16 protein-coding genes and 1 pseudogene are annotated in these 17,700 nt (G+C 61.0%); 7 read left to right on the top strand and 10 right to left on the bottom strand.

Features of this window, described 5'->3' with window-relative positions:
• Window positions 1–572: 572 nt before the first annotated feature.
• Window positions 573–944, top strand: coding sequence for a DUF6124 family protein (locus ACZ9BB_RS20745; protein ID WP_476215799.1), 372 nt, complete (start codon window positions 573–575; stop codon window positions 942–944).
• A gap of 118 nt (window positions 945–1,062) precedes the next feature.
• On the opposite strand, the gene ACZ9BB_RS20740 is transcribed toward ACZ9BB_RS20745, so the two are convergent.
• The gene (locus tag ACZ9BB_RS20740) at window positions 1,063–1,917 is read right to left on the bottom strand and encodes a MaoC family dehydratase (RefSeq protein ID WP_476215797.1); all 855 of its coding nucleotides are present in this window, start codon (window positions 1,915–1,917) and stop codon (window positions 1,063–1,065) included.
• A gap of 2 nt (window positions 1,918–1,919) precedes the next feature.
• A complete protein-coding gene (locus tag ACZ9BB_RS20735; RefSeq protein ID WP_476215795.1) occupies window positions 1,920–3,272 on the bottom strand; it encodes a 3-oxoacyl-ACP reductase in 1,353 nt (450 codons plus the stop codon).
• 185 nt (window positions 3,273–3,457) lie between these two features.
• Here ACZ9BB_RS20735 and ACZ9BB_RS20730 point away from each other — a divergent pair, with 185 nt between their 5' ends.
• On the top strand, window positions 3,458–4,735 hold the full coding sequence (locus ACZ9BB_RS20730; RefSeq protein ID WP_476215793.1) for an acetyl-CoA C-acetyltransferase: 1,278 nt from the start codon (window positions 3,458–3,460) through the stop codon (window positions 4,733–4,735).
• Here ACZ9BB_RS20730 and ACZ9BB_RS20725 read toward each other — a convergent pair.
• Window positions 4,722–5,825, bottom strand: coding sequence for a bile acid:sodium symporter family protein (locus ACZ9BB_RS20725; protein WP_476215791.1), 1,104 nt, complete (start codon window positions 5,823–5,825; stop codon window positions 4,722–4,724). The genes ACZ9BB_RS20730 and ACZ9BB_RS20725 overlap by 14 nt on opposite strands.
• Window positions 5,826–5,834: 9 nt before the next feature.
• On the opposite strand from ACZ9BB_RS20725, the gene ACZ9BB_RS20720 reads away from it, so the two are divergent.
• Window positions 5,835–6,626 (top strand): AraC family transcriptional regulator, encoded by a 792-nt coding sequence (locus ACZ9BB_RS20720; protein ID WP_476215789.1) that lies wholly within the window; start codon window positions 5,835–5,837, stop codon window positions 6,624–6,626.
• 174 nt (window positions 6,627–6,800) lie between these two features.
• On the opposite strand, the gene ACZ9BB_RS20715 is transcribed toward ACZ9BB_RS20720, so the two are convergent.
• Both ACZ9BB_RS20715 and ACZ9BB_RS20710 read right to left on the bottom strand, forming a co-directional pair.
• Window positions 6,801–7,529, bottom strand: coding sequence for a methyl-accepting chemotaxis protein (locus ACZ9BB_RS20715; protein WP_371916351.1), 729 nt, complete (start codon window positions 7,527–7,529; stop codon window positions 6,801–6,803).
• Between the two features lie 129 nt (window positions 7,530–7,658).
• Window positions 7,659–8,747 (bottom strand): annotated as a pseudogene (locus tag ACZ9BB_RS20710) (cache domain-containing protein); the annotation flags it as partial.
• A 444-nt stretch (window positions 8,748–9,191) separates the two neighbouring features.
• Here ACZ9BB_RS20710 and ACZ9BB_RS20705 point away from each other — a divergent pair.
• A complete protein-coding gene (locus ACZ9BB_RS20705; protein ID WP_014336406.1) occupies window positions 9,192–10,085 on the top strand; it encodes a PA4780 family RIO1-like protein kinase in 894 nt (297 codons plus the stop codon).
• 198 nt (window positions 10,086–10,283) lie between these two features.
• On the opposite strand, the gene cueR is transcribed toward ACZ9BB_RS20705, so the two are convergent.
• The 3 genes from cueR to ACZ9BB_RS20690 form a co-directional block, all read right to left on the bottom strand.
• Window positions 10,284–10,697: a Cu(I)-responsive transcriptional regulator gene (gene cueR, locus ACZ9BB_RS20700; protein WP_007907120.1), complete on the bottom strand. Its 414-nt coding sequence runs from the start codon at window positions 10,695–10,697 to the stop codon at window positions 10,284–10,286.
• A complete protein-coding gene (locus tag ACZ9BB_RS20695) occupies window positions 10,694–13,087 on the bottom strand; it encodes a heavy metal translocating P-type ATPase (RefSeq protein ID WP_476215784.1) in 2,394 nt (797 codons plus the stop codon). The genes cueR and ACZ9BB_RS20695 overlap by 4 nt, the downstream gene beginning before the upstream one ends.
• A 168-nt stretch (window positions 13,088–13,255) precedes the next feature.
• The gene (locus ACZ9BB_RS20690) at window positions 13,256–13,639 is read right to left on the bottom strand and encodes a hypothetical protein (protein ID WP_476215782.1); all 384 of its coding nucleotides are present in this window, start codon (window positions 13,637–13,639) and stop codon (window positions 13,256–13,258) included.
• A gap of 161 nt (window positions 13,640–13,800) precedes the next feature.
• On the opposite strand from ACZ9BB_RS20690, the gene ACZ9BB_RS20685 reads away from it, so the two are divergent.
• Both ACZ9BB_RS20685 and ACZ9BB_RS20680 read left to right on the top strand, forming a co-directional pair.
• The gene (locus ACZ9BB_RS20685) at window positions 13,801–13,998 is read left to right on the top strand and encodes a heavy-metal-associated domain-containing protein (RefSeq protein ID WP_008069687.1); all 198 of its coding nucleotides are present in this window, start codon (window positions 13,801–13,803) and stop codon (window positions 13,996–13,998) included.
• Between the two features lie 94 nt (window positions 13,999–14,092).
• Window positions 14,093–15,289: a multidrug effflux MFS transporter gene (locus tag ACZ9BB_RS20680; protein ID WP_476215779.1), complete on the top strand. Its 1,197-nt coding sequence runs from the start codon at window positions 14,093–14,095 to the stop codon at window positions 15,287–15,289.
• 8 nt (window positions 15,290–15,297) lie between these two features.
• On the opposite strand, the gene ACZ9BB_RS20675 is transcribed toward ACZ9BB_RS20680, so the two are convergent.
• Together ACZ9BB_RS20675 and ACZ9BB_RS20670 are read right to left on the bottom strand one after the other, a co-directional pair.
• The gene (locus ACZ9BB_RS20675; RefSeq protein ID WP_258697697.1) at window positions 15,298–15,468 is read right to left on the bottom strand and encodes a hypothetical protein; all 171 of its coding nucleotides are present in this window, start codon (window positions 15,466–15,468) and stop codon (window positions 15,298–15,300) included.
• Between the two features lie 162 nt (window positions 15,469–15,630).
• Window positions 15,631–16,644, bottom strand: coding sequence for a zinc-binding alcohol dehydrogenase family protein (locus ACZ9BB_RS20670; RefSeq protein WP_476215776.1), 1,014 nt, complete (start codon window positions 16,642–16,644; stop codon window positions 15,631–15,633).
• Window positions 16,645–16,762: 118 nt separating this feature from the next.
• Between ACZ9BB_RS20670 and ACZ9BB_RS20665 the strand changes: the two genes are divergently transcribed.
• Window positions 16,763–17,692 (top strand): LysR family transcriptional regulator, encoded by a 930-nt coding sequence (locus tag ACZ9BB_RS20665; protein WP_476215774.1) that lies wholly within the window; start codon window positions 16,763–16,765, stop codon window positions 17,690–17,692.
• Window positions 17,693–17,700: the final 8 nt, after the last annotated feature.

The following is a 17,700-nucleotide window of genomic DNA, read 5'->3' as shown; positions in this document are numbered from 1 at the left end:
CCATCTGGGGGCATCGCCCTACGGTCTGCTTCGCGACGACCTACATGCGATGAGTTCGACTGCGTCGAACGGCGCTGCGCGCCAATCCCCAGATGAACACCTGCGCTCAGCCTCCCGAAGGGGCGGGTGGATCAAGATCATGCAGGCGAGCTAACGCTCGGCCTGTTGAGTGGTGGTGGGTGTATGCCGATGGCTTTTTTGCTTTTCGTAGGAGCGAGGCTTGCCCGCGAAGGCGGCCTTACAGTCAACGATGTTTATTGATCGGTAAAAACATCAGAACCTTCCCACATGTTTTTCAGGTTGCCCGTCGGAAGCTGCATCTCTAGCCTTTGTCCGTCGCTGACAAATCAGCGTCCGGGCGTCGCGGCTCGATTCTTGAGGCATAATCGCTCCACCTGACAACAACACTTTTGGGTGTCTGTCGTTTCGTGTCATGGCGACTGTGCGCGGGATACCTTTGGGTATGCCGAGATATGCCTCTGGGATCGGTCCGCGAACCCGCGTACAGCTGCCACCCCAAATTGCGTCGCGGCAATTTGGAAGTGGCTCCATTTCATCCCTGAGGTGTAATCATGTTCAAAGCAACCCCGAATCCCCCAGAAACCGACACCGTTTCCCCTTACGAATCCGCCGACTCCAAAAAACTCCACGAAGCCGCCGAACGCGCGCTCGACCATTACCTCAAACCCACGAAAAAAACCGAAGGCCGCAAGCCGAGCACGATGTTTCAGGTCGTCCCGGACATGGACAACGAAAGCCTGCTGGCCCACGTGTGCGAATCGCTGGCTTCGGCGAGCGTCATGACCAGCGACATTGCCGCGTATGTCGACGCTCCGCAGCGGTATACGATCCTGGCGATTCAGCAGGTCATCATGCTGGCCGAGCTGGCGGTGAATCGAGTGCTGGATAACGTCGACGTACCGAAGCCTGCGCCACAGAGCTGATCCACTGTAGGAGCGAGCCTGCTCGCGATAGCGGTGTGTCAGGCGATATCTCTGTTGAATATGACAAAGCCTTCGCGGGCAAGCCTCGCTCCTACAGCGAAAGCGGTCAGTCGAGCAATCAGGCTACAGGCCGCCACTGCCCGACCATATGCTCAAGTTCCCCGGCCCCCATCAACTCAAAATCCCCACTGGACCCTGCCGCACTGGACATCAGTGTCACTTCACCGGGAAGGCGTACCGGTTTTCTGAACTGCACCGCGATATCGACGTTTGCCGTCGGCAAATGATCCTCCAGGGCCGCCAGCGTACGTGCCTTGTTCCACAGGCCATGGGCGATGGCGCAGGGAAAACCGAAGAGTTTTGCGCTGATCGCACTCAGGTGAATCGGGTTGTAGTCTCCGGACACCTTGGCGTACCGCCGGCCAATATCCGCCGGCGCTTTCCAGTGGGCCACTTCGCTGAGCGCAAGGGACGATGCAAACGCTTGCTCGACGGGCTCACCCTCCAGTTTGACGCCGCGACAGAGCATCTGGCTTTCAGCTTCCCATAGCGGCCCCAGCTGGTCGTCGAGCGTCGTCACCAACTCGAACGTCGCCCCTTTGGCATGGGGTTGCAGGTTCTGCACTTTCACGCCGACCCGCACACGATGCACGCCGCCCATGGGGCGCAAGATGCGGATGCGATTGCTCAGGTGAATCAGCCCCAGCAGCGGGAAGGGAAACTCTTTGGCGGTGAGCAATTGCATCTGCAAGGCAAACGCCATGATGTGTGGATACGTCGGTGGCAGTAGGCCGTTGTCGGCGAAACCACACACCAGGCGGTAAGCCGTCAGGCGTTTTGGATCGATATCGACCCAGCAGTGCAAACCCGTATCGGGCAACACGGTGCCGGTGATTTTGCGGCGCGTCGCCGCCTTCACATACAGTTTGTGCAGGTGTGGTTCGCGGGTGAGAGTGTGCCAGTCGGTGGTCATGGCTAGGCTCCCAACACGCTTTGCCCGCAAATGCGTAAAGCTTGCCCGGTAACCGCTCCGGTGCCCGGTTGCGCCAGCCAGGCCACAGCTTCGGCGACGTCTTGTGGCAGGCCGCCCTGGCCCAGCGAGCTCATGCGCCGCCCGGCTTCGCGCACACCGAAGGGCAGGTGCGCGGTCATTTGGGTTTCGATGAACCCTGGCGCCACCGCGTTGATGCTGATGCCACGCTCGCTGAGCAGCGGCGCCCAGGCCTGGGCCAGGCCGATCAACCCGGCCTTGCTCGCGGCGTAGTTGGTTTGCCCGCGATTGCCGGCAATGCCGCTGATGGACGCCAGCAGAATCACTCGGCCGTCGTCGCGCAACGTGCCGCTGTCGAGCAGCGCCTTGGTCAGAACTTGTGGCGCATTGAGGTTGACCGCCAGCACCGCGTCCCAGAATTCCGGGGTCATGTTGGCCAGGGTCTTGTCCCGCGTGATGCCCGCGTTGTGGACCACGATGTCGATGCCATCGGGCAAGTGTTCGATCAGTTGCGCGGCGGCGTCTTCAGCGCAGATGTCCAGCGTGATGCCGCGCCCGCCGAGGCGTGCTGCCAAGGCGTCGAGATCGGTTTTGGCCGGTGGCACGTCGAGCAGGATCACCTCGGCGCCATCGCGGGCCAGGGTTTCGGCGATCGAGGCGCCGATGCCGCGCGCCGCGCCCGTCACCAGTGCCTTGCGCCCCGATAAGGGTCGAGTCCAGTCGCTCACCTGCGCCTCACACGCCTTCAAACGTATGACTTGTCCGGAAATGAAGGCACTTTTGGGCGAGAGGAAAAACCGCAGCGGGCCTTCCAGTTGATCTTCGGCGCCTGCGCCGACATAGATCAGCTGCAACGTGCCGCCGCTGCGCAGTTCCTTGGCCAGCGAACGGCTGAAACCTTCCAGGGCTCGCTGTGCGCTGGCGGCGAACGGATCGCTCAAAGTTTCTGGCGCGCGGCCAAGAATCACCAGGTGGGCATGGTGATCGAGGTTTTTCATCAGTGGCTGGAAGAATTCGCGCAGTTGTTTCAGTTGATCGACCTGCACCAGGTCACTGGCGTCGAACACCACGGCTTTGAGTTTCGGGCCGTGGCCGGGAATCCACGCGGTGGCCAGGGTCGGATCGGTGCCATAACTGTAAATCGCGTCGGTCAGGCGGTTGGCAAGGGCACTGACTTTTTCCGTCAGCGGACCACCGCCAATCAACAGCGCCCCCTCGATAGGCCGCAATCGGCCTGCTTGCCAGCGTTCCAGTCGTACCGGCGACGGCAGACCCAGGGCCCCGACCACACGATGGCCGATGGATGAATTGGCGAAGTCGATATAGCGGTCAGACATGGAACGCGCTCCGGTAGTTGGGGTTAAAAGTGTGGACCATGAATGGCAATTAGTCGCTCGATCCGCGAGATAAGGCCTACGCTTGAACATTGCAGGTTAGTTTGTAATGGGATTTTCGGGGGAGTGCAGAACCTGTGGGAGCGGGCTTTTGTGTTCACAATTGAATATCAGGAAGGAGCTTTTTCATGACTCAGCTGCGTCGCGTCGCGATTATCGGTGGTAACCGTATCCCCTTTGCCCGGTCCAACGGGCCGTACGCCACTGCCAGTAACCAGGCGATGTTCACCGCAGCGCTGGAAGGCTTGATTGAACGCTATAACCTGCACGGTGTGCGCATGGGCGAAGTGGCGGCCGGGGCGTTGCTCAAGTATTTGCGCGATTACGGCCTGACCCGCGAATGCGTACTGGGCTCGCGGTTGTCGCCGACAACGCCGGCCTACGACATCCAGCAAGCCTGCGGCACGGGGCTGGAGGCGACGCTGTTGGTGGCCAACAAAATCGCCCTGGGTCAGATCGAATGTGGCATTGCCGGCGGCGTCGACACTGCCTCGGACGTGCCGATTGGCGTCAACGAAAGCCTGCGCAAGCTCCTCTTGCAAGCCAACCGCGCCAAAAGCACCGCCGATAAACTGAAAACCTTCCTGCAACTGCGCCCCCGACACCTGATGCCCGATTTTCCAAGCATCGGCGAGCCGCGCACCGGCCGGTCGATGGGCGAACACTGTGAATTGATGGCCCAGACCTGGAACATCCCGCGGGCCGAGCAGGATCAACTGACCCAGGAAAGTCATCAGAAACTGGCCGCGTCCTACGCCGAAGGCTGGCACAACGATTTGATGACGCCGTTCCTCGGCCTGACCCGGGACAACAACCTGCGCCCGGATCTGACCCTGGAAAAGCTCGCTTCACTGAAACCGGCCTTCGAGAAAAGCGCCAAGGGCACCCTGACCGCAGGCAATTCCACGCCACTCACCGATGGCGCCTCGGTGGTGCTGTTGGGCAGCGAGGAATGGGCGAAGGAGCGCGGCTTGCCAATCCTCGCCTATTGGCGCGACGGCGAAGCGGCGGCTGTGGATTTCGTTAATGGCGCTGAAGGGCTGCTGATGGCGCCTGTCTATGCGGTGCCGCGTTTACTGGCGCGCAATGGCCTGACCTTGCAAGACTTCGATTACTACGAAATCCACGAAGCGTTCGCCGCGCAGGTGTTGTGCACGTTGAAAGCCTGGGAAGACCCGGACTACTGCAAAACCCGACTCGGCCTCGACGCGCCGCTGGGTTCCATCGACCGCAGCCGCCTCAACGTCAAGGGCAGTTCACTGGCCGCCGGGCATCCGTTTGCCGCCACCGGTGCGCGCATTGTCGCCAACCTGGCGAAGCTGCTGGACGCGGCAGGCAAGGGCCGAGGGCTGATCTCGATCTGCGCCGCCGGCGGTCAGGGTGTGACGGCGATTATCGAGCGCTGAGCACTGCCGCGTTTTGCTGCGCGGCGAGCTCCCGGCTACGGTTGGCGTAACCCTCGGCCATCACCGAACAGACGATCAGCTGCAACGGGTGATAGATCATGATCGGCAGCAGAATCAGGCCAAGGCCGGGGTTGGCACCGAAGATCAGCGCCGCCATCGGTGCGCCGGCCGCCAGGGATTTTTTGCTGGCGCAGAACACCGCGGCAATCTCATCGGCAGGGCTGAACTTCAGCGCGCGAGCGGTGCGGGTGGTCATCCACAGAATGATCGCCAGCAGCATCGCGCTGCCAATCAACGCCGTGAGAATCACGCTGTTGCCCTGTTGCTGCCACATCCCCGAGACCATCGAGTTGCAGAACGCCGCATACACCAGCAGCAGGATCACCAGTTTGTCGGCGATGTTGGTGTAGCGCTTGTGCCGGGCGAAAAACTTGCCCAACAACGGCCGCAACAATTGCCCGAGCACCAGCGGCAACAGCAACAGGGCGCACAGGTCGAGCAGGGTTGCACCCAGGTCGATACCGCCAGCGCCGCCGCCGACCACGAAACTCACCAGCAACGGTGTCAGAAAAATCCCCAGCACGCTGGACAGGCTCGCATTGAGAATCGCCGCCGGTACGTTGCCGCCCGCGCTGCCGGTCAGGGCCACGGATGAAGAAATGGTCGAGGGCAGGGCGCAGAGGTAGAGGAAGCCGAGCATCAGCAGCGACGGCATGTGCGAGCCCAGCAATTTGTCGCTCAGCAGCCAGATCAAGGGAAACACCGCAAAGGTGAAGGCCTGAACCATCACGTGCAGCTTCCAGTTTTTCAGCCCATGACGGATCTGTTCGCTGGAGAGGTTGACGCCGTGGAGGAAGAACACCAGAAACACGCCGATGTTGATCACGAACTCCGCGTGCATCCCGCCGCCGGTGGCGCCGAAGCTCGGGAAGAAATACGCCAGCAGCGTGGCGATCAGCATGCCGCACAAGAACCAGTCGGTGACTACGCGTTTGAGGTGTTTGAAGGCATGCATAACCGGCACCGAATGCATTTGTAAGAATTGATGACTTAGCCTAACGTCGGCCTGATCAGCCGTCTTGCGACACAAGGCCAATCAATGCCGACTAACGGACAACTTTCCCTCGAACGGGCGATCCCGGCGCTGACGGCGTTGCCGCGTCCGTTGTATGCGCGGGCGGAAAGTCTGAACGCCGGTTCGTGGACGTCGCCTCATCGTCACGATTGGGTGCAGTTTTCCTACGCCATCAGCGGCGTTCTCGGTGTGCATACCGCCGAGGGAAGCTTCTTTGCGCCGCCGCAGTGGGGCATCTGGATTCCGGCGGATCTTGAGCATCAGGTCGTGACTTCGATGCGTGCCGAGATGCGCAGCCTCTATGTACGCCGCGAGGACTGCCAATGGGCGGAGGGGCGTTGCCGGGTGCTGGAAGTCACGCCGCTGGCACGGGAGCTGATCAAGCGTTTTTGCTTGTTACCGGTGGAATATCCACAGGGCGACAGCCAGGAAGCGCGATTGGTGGGCGTGCTGCTGGATCAATTGGCGAGTCTGCCGGAGGTGGGGTTTTCCTTGCCATTGCCCCGGCATGAGCGGCTGTTGGGCTTGTGCAACGAGTTGATTGAAAACCCCGAGCGCACGGTGACCTTGCAGGAATGGGCCGAGCGTTTGGGCACGTCGGAGAAAACCCTGATGCGTTTATTCCAGCGTGAAACCGGGCTGAGCTTTCGCGGCTGGCGTCAGCGCATGCGACTGCTGTCGTCATTGAGTTTGCTGGAGGAGGGGGACAGCGTGACCAATGCCGCGCTGTCTTGCGGGTATGACTCGACGTCGGCGTTTATTGCCGCGTTCAAGGGGTTGTTCGGGTTTACCCCGGGCGAGCTGTTCAGGCAGTAATTGTGGCGAGGGAGCTTGCTCCCGCTGGAGCGCGAAGCGGTCCCAATTCAGTCAACGCGGTGCATTAGATACTCCGCGTTTGCCGGTTTACGATTGCTTCGCAGCCGAGCGGGACGGTGCGGCGATCCGACAAGCTCCCTCGCCACAGGGTTTCGACCAGTTAGATCAGCGACTTCAGGTTCTAAAGCGTCGAACCAACCCATCCAGCTCATTCGACAACCCCGCCAGGCTCTGAGAATCCAGGCGCGCCGAGTTCGCCAGCTCTGCCACCAACTGCGCATCGCCATGGATCTGGCTGATGTGGCGATTGATGTCTTCAGCCACTTGATGCTGTTCTTCCGCCGCCGTGGCGATCTGAGTGTTCATGTCGCGAATCACATCCACCGACTCACGGATCTGCCCGAAACTGCTGCGTGCTTCGCCGATGCGGGTCACCGATTGCTGCGACACTTCCAGGCTCGCATGCATCTGCTGCGTCACCTGGCTGGTGCGCTTGGCCAGGTTGCCCAGCAGCCCATCGATTTCCGCCGTGGAGTCGGCAGTCCGTTTGGCCAGGGCGCGAACTTCATCCGCCACCACCGCAAAACCACGACCCTGTTCACCGGCCCGGGCCGCTTCGATGGCTGCGTTCAACGCCAGCAGGTTGGTCTGTTCAGCGATGGAGCGAATGGTCCCCAGGATCGACTGAATGTCGTTGCTATCGCGCTCAAGCTGTTGCATCGACTGGGCCGACTGTTCGATTTCCTGGCTCAGGCGATCAACGCTGGTGACGGCGGCATCAATCTGCTGCTGACCTTCGCGCGCCTGACGCTGGCCGCTGTCGGCCGACTCGGCGGCCTGGCTGCAAGAACGCGCGACTTCGTTGGCGGTGGCGACCATTTCGTGGAACGCCGTGGACACCATGTCCACCGCCTCACGTTGACGCCCGGCGGCTTCGGCCATGTCGCTGGACACCTGGGTCGAGCTCTGGGAAGTGGCGAGGATTTTGCTCGCGGCGCCGCCGATGCTTTGAATCAGGTTGCGAATCGCCGCCAGAAACTGGTTGAACCAGTTGGCCAGTTGCGCGGTTTCGTCACTGCCACGGATGTGCAGGTTCTTGGTCAGGTCGCCTTCGCCCTGGGCGATGCCTTCCAGACCGCTGGCCACGCTGCGGATCGGCCGTACGATCAGGCTGGCGAAACTGGCGCCGACGATGGCGAAGAACACCGCCAGTACCGCGGCGATGATCGCGATCAGCCAGGTCAGTTGAGTGGCCGAACTCATCACGTCGGTCTGCTTGATCAGGCCGATAAAGGTCCAGCCCAGTTGCTCCGACGGCCACACGTTGGCCATGTAGCGCTCGCCATTGAGCTCTACTTCTACCAGGCCTTTGCCGGCCTTGGCGAGTTGCGCGTAACCGTCGCCGAGACTGGTCAGGGCTTTGAAGTTGTTTGCTGGTTGCTTCGGATCGACCAGTACAGTGCCGGTGTTTTCCACCAGCATCAGGTAGCCGGTTTCTCCGAGTTTGATCTGTTTGACGATTTCAGTGAGCTGCTTGAGCGTCACATCAATGCTGACCACGCCGCCGTTGGTGCCCAGTTTGTTATCGATGGTGCGCACGGTGCTGACGTAGGTCGCGTCATCCTGAGCCCAGTAATAGGCCTCGGTGCGAAACGGTTTGCCGGGTTTGGCCTGGGCCGCCTTGTACCAGGGGCGTTGGCGCGGGTCGTAATTGCTCAACTTCGCATCGTCTGGCCAGGACACGTAGCCGCCCGCCGCAGTACCGAGGATGGCATAGGCGTAGGCCGGGTGGCTGTTACCCAGGTCCTGGAGGAGGGCGAAAACCTTTTTGTCCGATTCGCCTTGGGGAATGCTCTCGGCGTTGGCGCTCATGTAGGTCTTGAGGCTGTCGTCGGAGTTCTTGATCAGCGGTTGGGTGGCCAGGTAATCGACGTTCTGGCTGATGCCGTCGAAGAACAGTTGCATGGCATTGCTGACCTGACGAATCTCACGGCCGCTGCCGTCGACAAAATTATCCTTGGCATCGCTGCGCAAGTTCAGCACCACGAGGGTGGCGACCAGCACCACGGGCAAGCAGGCGATGATTGCAAACGCCCAGGTCAACTTCTGTTTGATGTTCATCCGCGCTCCAGTTTTTTCTTGTAGGCCCACGCAGTGCAGATGACTCGCGGATTATTGGCAGCCGAAAATGTTCGATACCCCGATCCTTGAGTGCGCCCTCGTTATCATTGTCGGGGCGATTGTCGGACAATTCCTTTTCTCTCTAATGACTTCGGCTGAGGAACGTGGAAATTTAGGCCTGTTGAGAAAAATCCGGCGAAGGGTAGGGGCTACATGTCAGATTCTGTCGCAAATGCCCCTGTAGCCCTTCGTCAACAAGTGGCGCAGGCTCAGCTATGATCCTGAGCGGTCAATGAGTTGTGCCCGATTAATCCGGCACATTGTGTGCTTCTTGAAGTTCACGGGAGCGTTCATAGGTCGGCAACCCCTCCCCCGAATGAGTGGATTGCCGTATAACGAATGACTTTCGCGTGTTTGGTAATAAAGGACCCACAATAAAAGCTGATGAAGACTCCAAAACGCATTGAACCCCTGATCGAGGACGGTCTGGTCGACGAGGTGCTGCGCCCACTCATGAGTGGTAAAGAAGCAGCTGTTTATGTGGTGCGCTGCGGCAACGAGCTGCGTTGTGCCAAGGTCTACAAGGAGGCGAACAAACGCAGTTTTCGTCAGGCGGCCGAGTATCAGGAAGGCCGCAAGGTGCGCAACAGCCGGCAGGCTCGCGCGATGGCCAAGGGCTCCAAGTTTGGCCGCAAGGAAACCGAAGACGCTTGGCAGAACGCTGAAGTGGCAGCGCTGTTCCGTCTGGCCAGTGCCGGTGTGCGGGTGCCAAAGCCGTATGACTTCCTCGAAGGCGTGCTGCTGATGGAGCTGGTGGCCGACGAATACGGCGATGCCGCGCCGCGTCTGAACGACGTGGTGCTGGAGCCGGACCAGGCACGCGAATATCACGCGTATCTGATTTCGCAAATCGTGCTGATGCTGTGTACCGGTCTGGTGCACGGTGACCTGTCCGAGTTCAACGTGCTGCTGACGCCGACCGGGCCGGTCATCATCGACCTGCCACAAGCAGTGGATGCGGCGGGTAACAACCATGCGTTCAGCATGCTGGAGCGGGACGTGGGCAACATGGCGTCTTACTTCGGTCGCTTTGCACCGGAGTTGAAACGCACCAAGTACGCCAAGGAAATGTGGGCGTTGTACGAAGCCGGCACCTTGCACCCGGCCAGTGTGTTGACCGGCGAGTTCGATGAGCCGGAAGAACTGGCGGACGTTGGCGGGATCATGCGTGAGATCGAGGCGGCCCGTCTCGATGAAGAGCGGCGTCAAGCAGTGCGGGCGGCGGATGATGCGCCACCGGGCAAAACCGAAGAACCGCCTCCGCCGTGGATGCAGTGAACGGTTGAGCAAAACCCGGCTTTGGCCGGGTTTTTTGTGGGGAACCACATACTCTGTGGCGAGGGGGCTTGCCCCCGTTCGGCTGCGAAGCAGTCGTGAATTGGCGGGTGTGATTTTCCTGATAGAACTCTTTAGCAGGTTTTGGGAGTGCTGCGCACTCCAACGGGGGGCAAGCCCCCTCGCCACAGGGGCTGGCGCTCAGGAATGGGCGGGTTCGGCGCAGCAGCCCGACGCCAGCTCCTTGAGGATCGGGCAGTCCGGGCGGTGGTCGCCGTGGCAATGTTCTACCAGGTCTTGCAGGGTGTCGCGCAGTTGGCCGAGTTCGCGAATCTTCTGGTTCAGCTCGTCGATGTGCTGACGGGCCAGCGCCTTCACATCGGCGCTGGCGCGCTGACGGTCCTGCCAGAGGGTCAGCAGTTTGCCGACTTCCTCCAGCGAAAAACCCAGATCCCGAGAGCGCTTGATGAACGCCAGGGTGTGCAGGTCGTCATCGCCATAGACCCGATAGCCACTGTCGGTGCGATGGGCCGCCTTGAGCAGGCCGATGGATTCGTAGTAACGAATCATCTTCGCGCTCAGACCGCTCTGGCGGGCCGCTTGGCCAATGTTCATCGGTCGTCCTCCAAGTCTTTGGGTTTCCAGGTTTTCAACAGTAACGCATTGCTGACCACGCTGACGCTCGACAGCGCCATGGCCGCGCCGGCCAGCACCGGGTTGAGGAAGCCGAACGCCGCCAGTGGCAAGCCGATCAGGTTATAGACGAAGGCCCAGAACAGGTTCTGGCGAATTTTCGCGTAGGTCTTGCGGCTGATCTCCAGCGCCGCCGGCACTAGCCGTGGATCGCCGCGCATCAGGGTGATCCCGGCAGCGTGCATGGCGACGTCGGTGCCGCCGCCCATGGCGATACCGATGTCTGCGGCGGCAAGGGCCGGTGCGTCGTTGATGCCGTCGCCGACCATTGCCACCACACCGGTTTTTTTCAGTGCGGCGACGGTGGCGGCTTTGTCCGCCGGCAATACTTCGGCATGGACATCGCTGATGCCCAACGCCTCGGCGACCACCTTGGCGCTGCCGCGGTTATCACCGGTCAGCAGGTGGCTGCTGATGTTCCGTGCATTCAGCTGTTGCACCGCTTGCAAGGCGCCGGGTTTGAGCGTGTCCCCAAAGGCGAACAGGCCGAGCACCCGTGGTTCAGGGCTTTGTTCGATCAGCCAGGACAGGGTCCGGCCTTCGGTTTCCCAGGCCGTTGCGGAGTCAGCCAATGGCCCGGCGCTCAGTCCGCTTTCTTCCAGCAAACGCCGATTGCCAAGGGCCAGCCGTCGGCCGTCGAGGTTGCCGGCAATACCGCGTCCGGTCAGCGATTGGCTGTCGCTGACATCGGCCACGGTCAAACCGCGTTCGGCGCAGGCATCCAGCACCGCCTTGGCCAGCGGATGTTCACTGCCGCGTTGCAACGCTCCGGCCATTTGCAGCAAAGCAGCTTCGTCACCCTCGATGGCACTCAAATGTGCGATACGCGGCGTACCCGAAGTCAGCGTGCCGGTCTTGTCGAAGACCACCGCGCTGACTTCATGGGCACGCTCCAGGGCTTCGGCGTCCTTGATCAGAATCCCGTAGCGCGCCGCCACACCCGTGCCAGCCATGATTGCCGTCGGCGTGGCCAGCCCCAGTGCACAAGGGCAGGCGATCACCAGTACCGCGACCGCGTTGATCAATGCGGTTTCCAGTGGCGCGCCGTACAGCCACCAACCGAGCAGGGTCGCCAGGGCGATCAGCAGAACCACAGGCACGAACACCTGGCTGACTTTATCCACCAGTTTCTGGATCGGCGCTTTCGCCGCCTGCGCGTCTTCGACCAGGCGAATGATCCGCGCCAGCACGGTTTCCGCGCCCAGGGCCTGGGTGCGCACCAGCAGCCGGCCTTCGCCATTGATGGCGCCGCCGGTGACCTTGTCACCCGGTTGTTTGGGTACCGGCAGGCTTTCGCCGCTGATCAATGCTTCGTCGGCATGGCTCTGGCCTTCCACAACGATGCCATCCACCGGGAAGCGTTCGCCGGGTTTGACCATGACCAGATCGTTGAGGCGCAAAGCGCTGATCGCAACGTCCTGCTCGCGGCCATCGATTACCTGAATGGCTCGCTCCGGACGCAAGGCTTCAAGGGCTCGGATGGCGCTGGCGGTCTGGCGCTTGGCGCGGCTTTCCAGGTATTTGCCCAGTAGCACCAGCGCGATCACCACCGCCGAGGCTTCGAAATACAGGTGCGGCTGGCGACCGGCGGCGGTGGCCCATTCGTAAACGCTCAAGCCGTATCCGGCAGTGGTGCCCAGGGCGACCAGCAAATCCATGTTGCCGGCGCCGGCACGCACGGCTTTCCACGCAGCGACATAGAAGCGTGCGCCGAAGATGAATTGCACCGGCGTGGCCAACGCGAACTGCACCCACGCCGGGAGCATCCAATGCACGCCGAAAGGTTGCAGCACCATCGGCAGCACCAGCGGCAAGGCGAGGGCGATGGCTGCCATCAAGGCCCAGCGTTCGCGGAGCAGTCGTTGCTGTTGATTGTCGGTTTGCGGGTGTTCGACTTCCCAGACGCTGGCGGAGTAACCGGCCTTGGTCACGGCGCCGATCAAGGTTTGCGGGTCGACCTGGCCGAGCAGTTCGAGGTGTGCGCGTTCGTTGGCCAGGTTGACGCTGACACTCTTCACCCCCGGCACCTTGGCCAGCGCCCGTTCGACGCGGCCGACGCAGGACGCGCAGGTCATGCCGTCGATGCTCAGCTCCAGGGTCTGTTGCGGCACGCTGTAGCCGGCCTGTCGCACTGCGTCCATCAAGGCTGGCAGACTGTCACTGGGCGCTTGAACCCGGGCCTGTTCAGTGGCCAGGTTGACGCTGACGGCCGTGGCGCCGAGGACTTTGCTCAAGGCACGCTCGACACGTCCTGCACAACTGGCGCAGGTCATGCCGGCAATCGGCAGATCGAAAGTGGTGGATTCGGACATCGGTCACGCTCCCTGTAGAAATTACCTACAGGATCAACCTTGCCATGCTGGCAAGGTCAAGCGCCATGTCTCAGATCAAAAGATCGCAGCCTGCGGCAGCTCACATTGACCGCGTGCTAACCCGATCCCAAGGAGCTGCCGAAGGCTGCGATCTTTGTTACAGGTGACTCAATACTCGAGGGCGGCAGGCTTGAGGTACATCCCTTCCTGCGTCATCGCGATCCGGAACTTCAGCACATCCCCGGCCTTGAGGGTGATGTTCTGCGACCCCGGCGCGAGCATACCCGGGTTGCAACCCGGTGCCTGGCCCGGCAGCAGTTTGAGACGCAGGGACACGTTACCCGGTGGCAGATTGAACGAGGTGCTCTGTTCCTGGAACAGCCGCGCCGACAATTGATCCTGGATGTACACGCCGATCTCGCAGGAAGTCGACACTTCCAGACGCTCGCGGGAAATGATCAGCACGCCATAGTCCTCCCCGGCGGCTTGAACCGAAGGTGTTGCGGCAATTAGGCTGAGGAAGCCGAACAGGCTGAGAGCTGACCAGCGCATGGCTGAATCTCCTGATGTCGAGTCATAGATGGGCGCAGCTTGGCCGAGCGCGGCGCCGATTGCCAGCCCGGCAGTTTGCTTGAGAACTTGACCTTGCCATGGTGGCAAGCTCGAGACTGCCCACAACCCTCATTTAAGGGCTTCATTCAAGGAGTTGTCCCATGCAAGTGTTCAATGTTGAAGGCATGTCTTGCGGTCATTGCGTCAAGGCCATCACCCAGGCGCTGCAAGCCAAGGATCCCGCGGCCAGCGTGCGTATTGATCTGGCGGCAAAAGAAGTCGGCGTTGAAAGTGCGCTGACGGCCGATCAGGTGATCGCCGCGATCAGCGAAGAGGGTTACGGCGTCAAACTGGCCTGAGTTTTTTAATAGTTAGCGACCTAACGGAATGTTCAAGGCGTCCACGCAAGGCTAGACTGTCGGCCTGCCGATTCCTGTCTAACCTGGACGCCTGATGAACTTTCGCACAATCCTGATTCTCGGCGCCTTGAGCGCTTTCGGTCCGCTGGCGATCGATTTCTACCTGCCGGCCTTCCCGGCGATGGCGCTCGCTTTCGGCACCGATGAAAAACACGTTCAATTGACCCTGGCGGCCTATTTCCTTGGTTTGTCCATTGGCCAACTGGCGTATGGCCCGGTGGCGGATCGCTTTGGGCGACGCATTCCCTTGCTGGCTGGCATCGGCTTGTTCACCGCGGCCTCGTTGGCGTGTGCTTACGCGCCGAATCTGGAATGGCTGATCGGCGCACGTTTCGTCCAGGCGTTGGGCGGTTGCGCGGGCATGGTAATTTCGCGGGCGGTGGTCAGCGATAAATGCGATGCGGTGGGCTCGGCGAAAGTCTTTTCGCAGTTGATGCTAGTGATGGGCCTGGCGCCGATTCTTGCGCCGATGCTGGGCGGGTTGCTGGTCAACACGACTGGCTGGCAATCGATCTTTCTGGTGCTGACCGGTTTCAGTGCGCTGGCAGGGTTGGCCGTGGCCCTCGGGCTGCCGGAAAGTCTGCCGGCCCATGTGCCGCGCCAACCGTTGTCGGGCGCGCTGCGTCAGTATGGTCGGTTGTTGGCGGACCCGATCTTCCTCGGCCATGCCCTGACCGGCGGTGTCGCCATCGCCGGGATGTTTGCCTACATCGCCGGTTCCCCGTTTGTCTTCATCAAGCTCTATGGCGTGCCGGCCGAACATTTCGGCTGGCTGTTCGGCATGAATGCGGCGGGTTTCATTCTGGTGGCCCAACTGAACGCCCGGTTGCTGGCAAAGCGCGGCCCGGCCTTTTTACTGGCGCGTACTGTCTGGCTTTACTTGGCGGGAGGCTTGGCCCTGTTGGCGGTCAGCGCGTTGCACACCACGCAATTGTGGCCATTGCTGATCCCGCTGTTCCTCTGCATCGCCAGCCTGGGTTGCATTGTGCCCAACGCCTCGGCCTGCGCCATGAACGGGCAGGGCGCTCGGGCGGGCAGTGCCTCGGCGATGCTCGGTTGCCTGCAATTCAGCGTCGCCGCCGGGGCCGCGGCGCTGGTGGGTGTTTTGCACGATGGCAGCGCCATGCCGATGGCCATGGTCATCAGCCTGTGTGGAATTCTGGTGGTGAGCGCAGCGATGCTCACCCGGCGTTTGCAAAACGCCCGGGCGCTGACACAAGCCCAGGTCTGAGGACGAACTCAGCCAGCAGCTCGCTGCTGACGGTCGGGAAACTGATGGGGCGCGTGCAAACGCGCTTCAAGCGTTTTAGTGAAGGCTAGCGCTTCGGCTTCACTGCGGAATGTCACAGCGTGTTGATCCAGGCGGACCTGCCAGCGGGATGTTGCCAATTCTTTTATCAGGATCTTCATTGCTGATCTCCTCTCATAAAAGACGTCTCGTAAAAGACATCACTAATTGGGTGTTCGCAGAGTTTTCGATTGTAGACCTGAATACGATCGCAATTGTGACAATGGTCAACTCTCTGACTGACGGTGTCGTGCACCTTTGGACGACACCGACGTCTTCTGGCTTTAGAACCCTTCAAGCACAATCTTGCCCTTGGATTTGCCGCTCTCCAGCAGCTCATGGGCGCGCCGCAGGTTGGCCGCGTTGATGGTTCCGAAGTGCTCGCCAACCGTGGTTTTCAACGTGCCCGCATCGATCAGCCCCGCGACGCGGTTGAGCAGTTTGTGCTGCTCGATCATGTCTGCGGTTTCGAACAGCGAACGGGTGTACATGAACTCCCAGTGCAGCGACAGGCTCTTGCGTTTGAGCTTGGTCACGTCCAGCGATTTCGGATCATCGATCAGCGCCAGTTTGCCTTGCGGCGCCAAGGCTTCCACCAACTGATCCAGATGCGCATCGGTTTGCGTCAGGCTGGCGACGTGAGTCACATGCTCGATTCCGGCACGTTTGAGTTCTTCGCTCAGCGGCTGGCTGTGATCGATTACCTGATCGGCGCCCAAGTCACGCACCCAACTCTGGGTTTGTGCACGGGAAGCGGTGCCGATGACGTTGAGCCCGGTCAGCTGACTGGCCAGTTGCGTGAGGATCGAACCCACGCCGCCAGCGGCACCGACGATCAGCAGGCTCTGGCCCTCATCGGTTTTGCCTTCGCGCACTTGCAGGCGCTCGAAGAGCAGTTCCCACGCGGTGATAGCGGTCAGCGGCAGCGCGGCGGCTTCGGCGAACCCGAGGGTTTTCGGCATATGACCGACGATTCGCTCATCCACCACATGCAACTCGCTATTGCCACCGGCACGGGCGATAGACCCCGCGTAGAACACTTTGTCGCCGGCCTTGAACAGCGTCACTTCGCTGCCGACGGCCTTGACCACACCGGCCACGTCCCAGCCCAGCACTTTTGCCGCGCCACCTTCAGGCTGGACGTTCTGGCGAACCTTGGTATCCACCGGGTTGACCGAGATGGCTTTGACCTCCACCAACAGATCACGCGGCCCGGCGACCGGTTCTGGCAGTTCGATGTCTTGCAGGGATTTCTCGTCGCTGATCGGCAGGGAGGCGTAGTAGGCAACGGCTTTCATAGTGGGCTCCTGGAAGAGAATGATTTCGATGGGGCAGATGATTGGCTATTTCTCTGCAAGATAAAACCCGCTAAAAGAGCAGTCTCTTTCAATATTTTTTTGATAATCGAGGCTGAAGATGCTGCGTTTCGATGACTTGCAGTTGTTCGTTCGGGCTGCGGACCTGGGCAGTCTGTCTGCGGCGGCACGGGTGATGGATATGTCGGCGGCGGTGGCCAGTGCGGCGTTGAAGCGCATCGAACAGCAACTCGGCGCGCGCTTGCTCGCCCGTTCTACCCGCAGTCTGCGCTTGACAGCCGAAGGCGAGGGCTTTCTGGAATATGCCCGGGCAGCCTTGAGCAATCTCGATGAGGGCCGTCGCTTGCTGGCCAGCGGTCAGGATCAGGTCAGCGGGATCTTGCAGCTGTCGGCGCCTTCGGATTTCGGTCGCAACCTGCTGTTGCCATGGCTCGACGAGTTTCAGCGTGAGCATCCGAAACTCACTGTACGGCTGCTGCTGGGCGACCGCATCGCCGACCTGTTCCGCCAGCCGGTGGACATCGCCCTACGTTACGGCGAACCGGAAGACTCGAGCTTGGTGGCGTTGCCCATCGCCCCGCAGAACCGTCGCGTGCTCTGCGCTGCGCCCAGCTATCTGGCCCGACATGGCGAGCCGCACCATCTGGAGCAACTGGCTCAGCACAATTGCCTGCTCTTCATGCTTGGCGGCCGGGTCCACGATCACTGGAGCTTTCACGACGGCAAGCGCGAGGTGGGCCTGACCGTCAGCGGCGATCGCTTCAGTGACGATGCCGATGTAGTGCGTCTGTGGGCCGTCGCGGGGACGGGGATTGCGTATAAGTCCTGGCTCGATGTCGCCGCCGATGTGCTTGCCGGTCGGTTGAAAGTGCTGATGCCGGAGCTGCTCTGTGAGCGCGCACCGCTGAATTTGCTGTGCGCCCATCGCGCACAATTGAGTAAGCCGGTGAACCTTTTGCGGGAAATGCTTGCCAGCCGATGCGCTCGAATAAGCAGTCAATTTCCGACGATTTCGGGGGTCGATCATTAGTCGCAGGT

It is taken from the genome of Pseudomonas sp. TE3552 (assembly GCF_056278945.1).
This window is presented reverse-complemented; position numbering and strand designations above follow the sequence as displayed.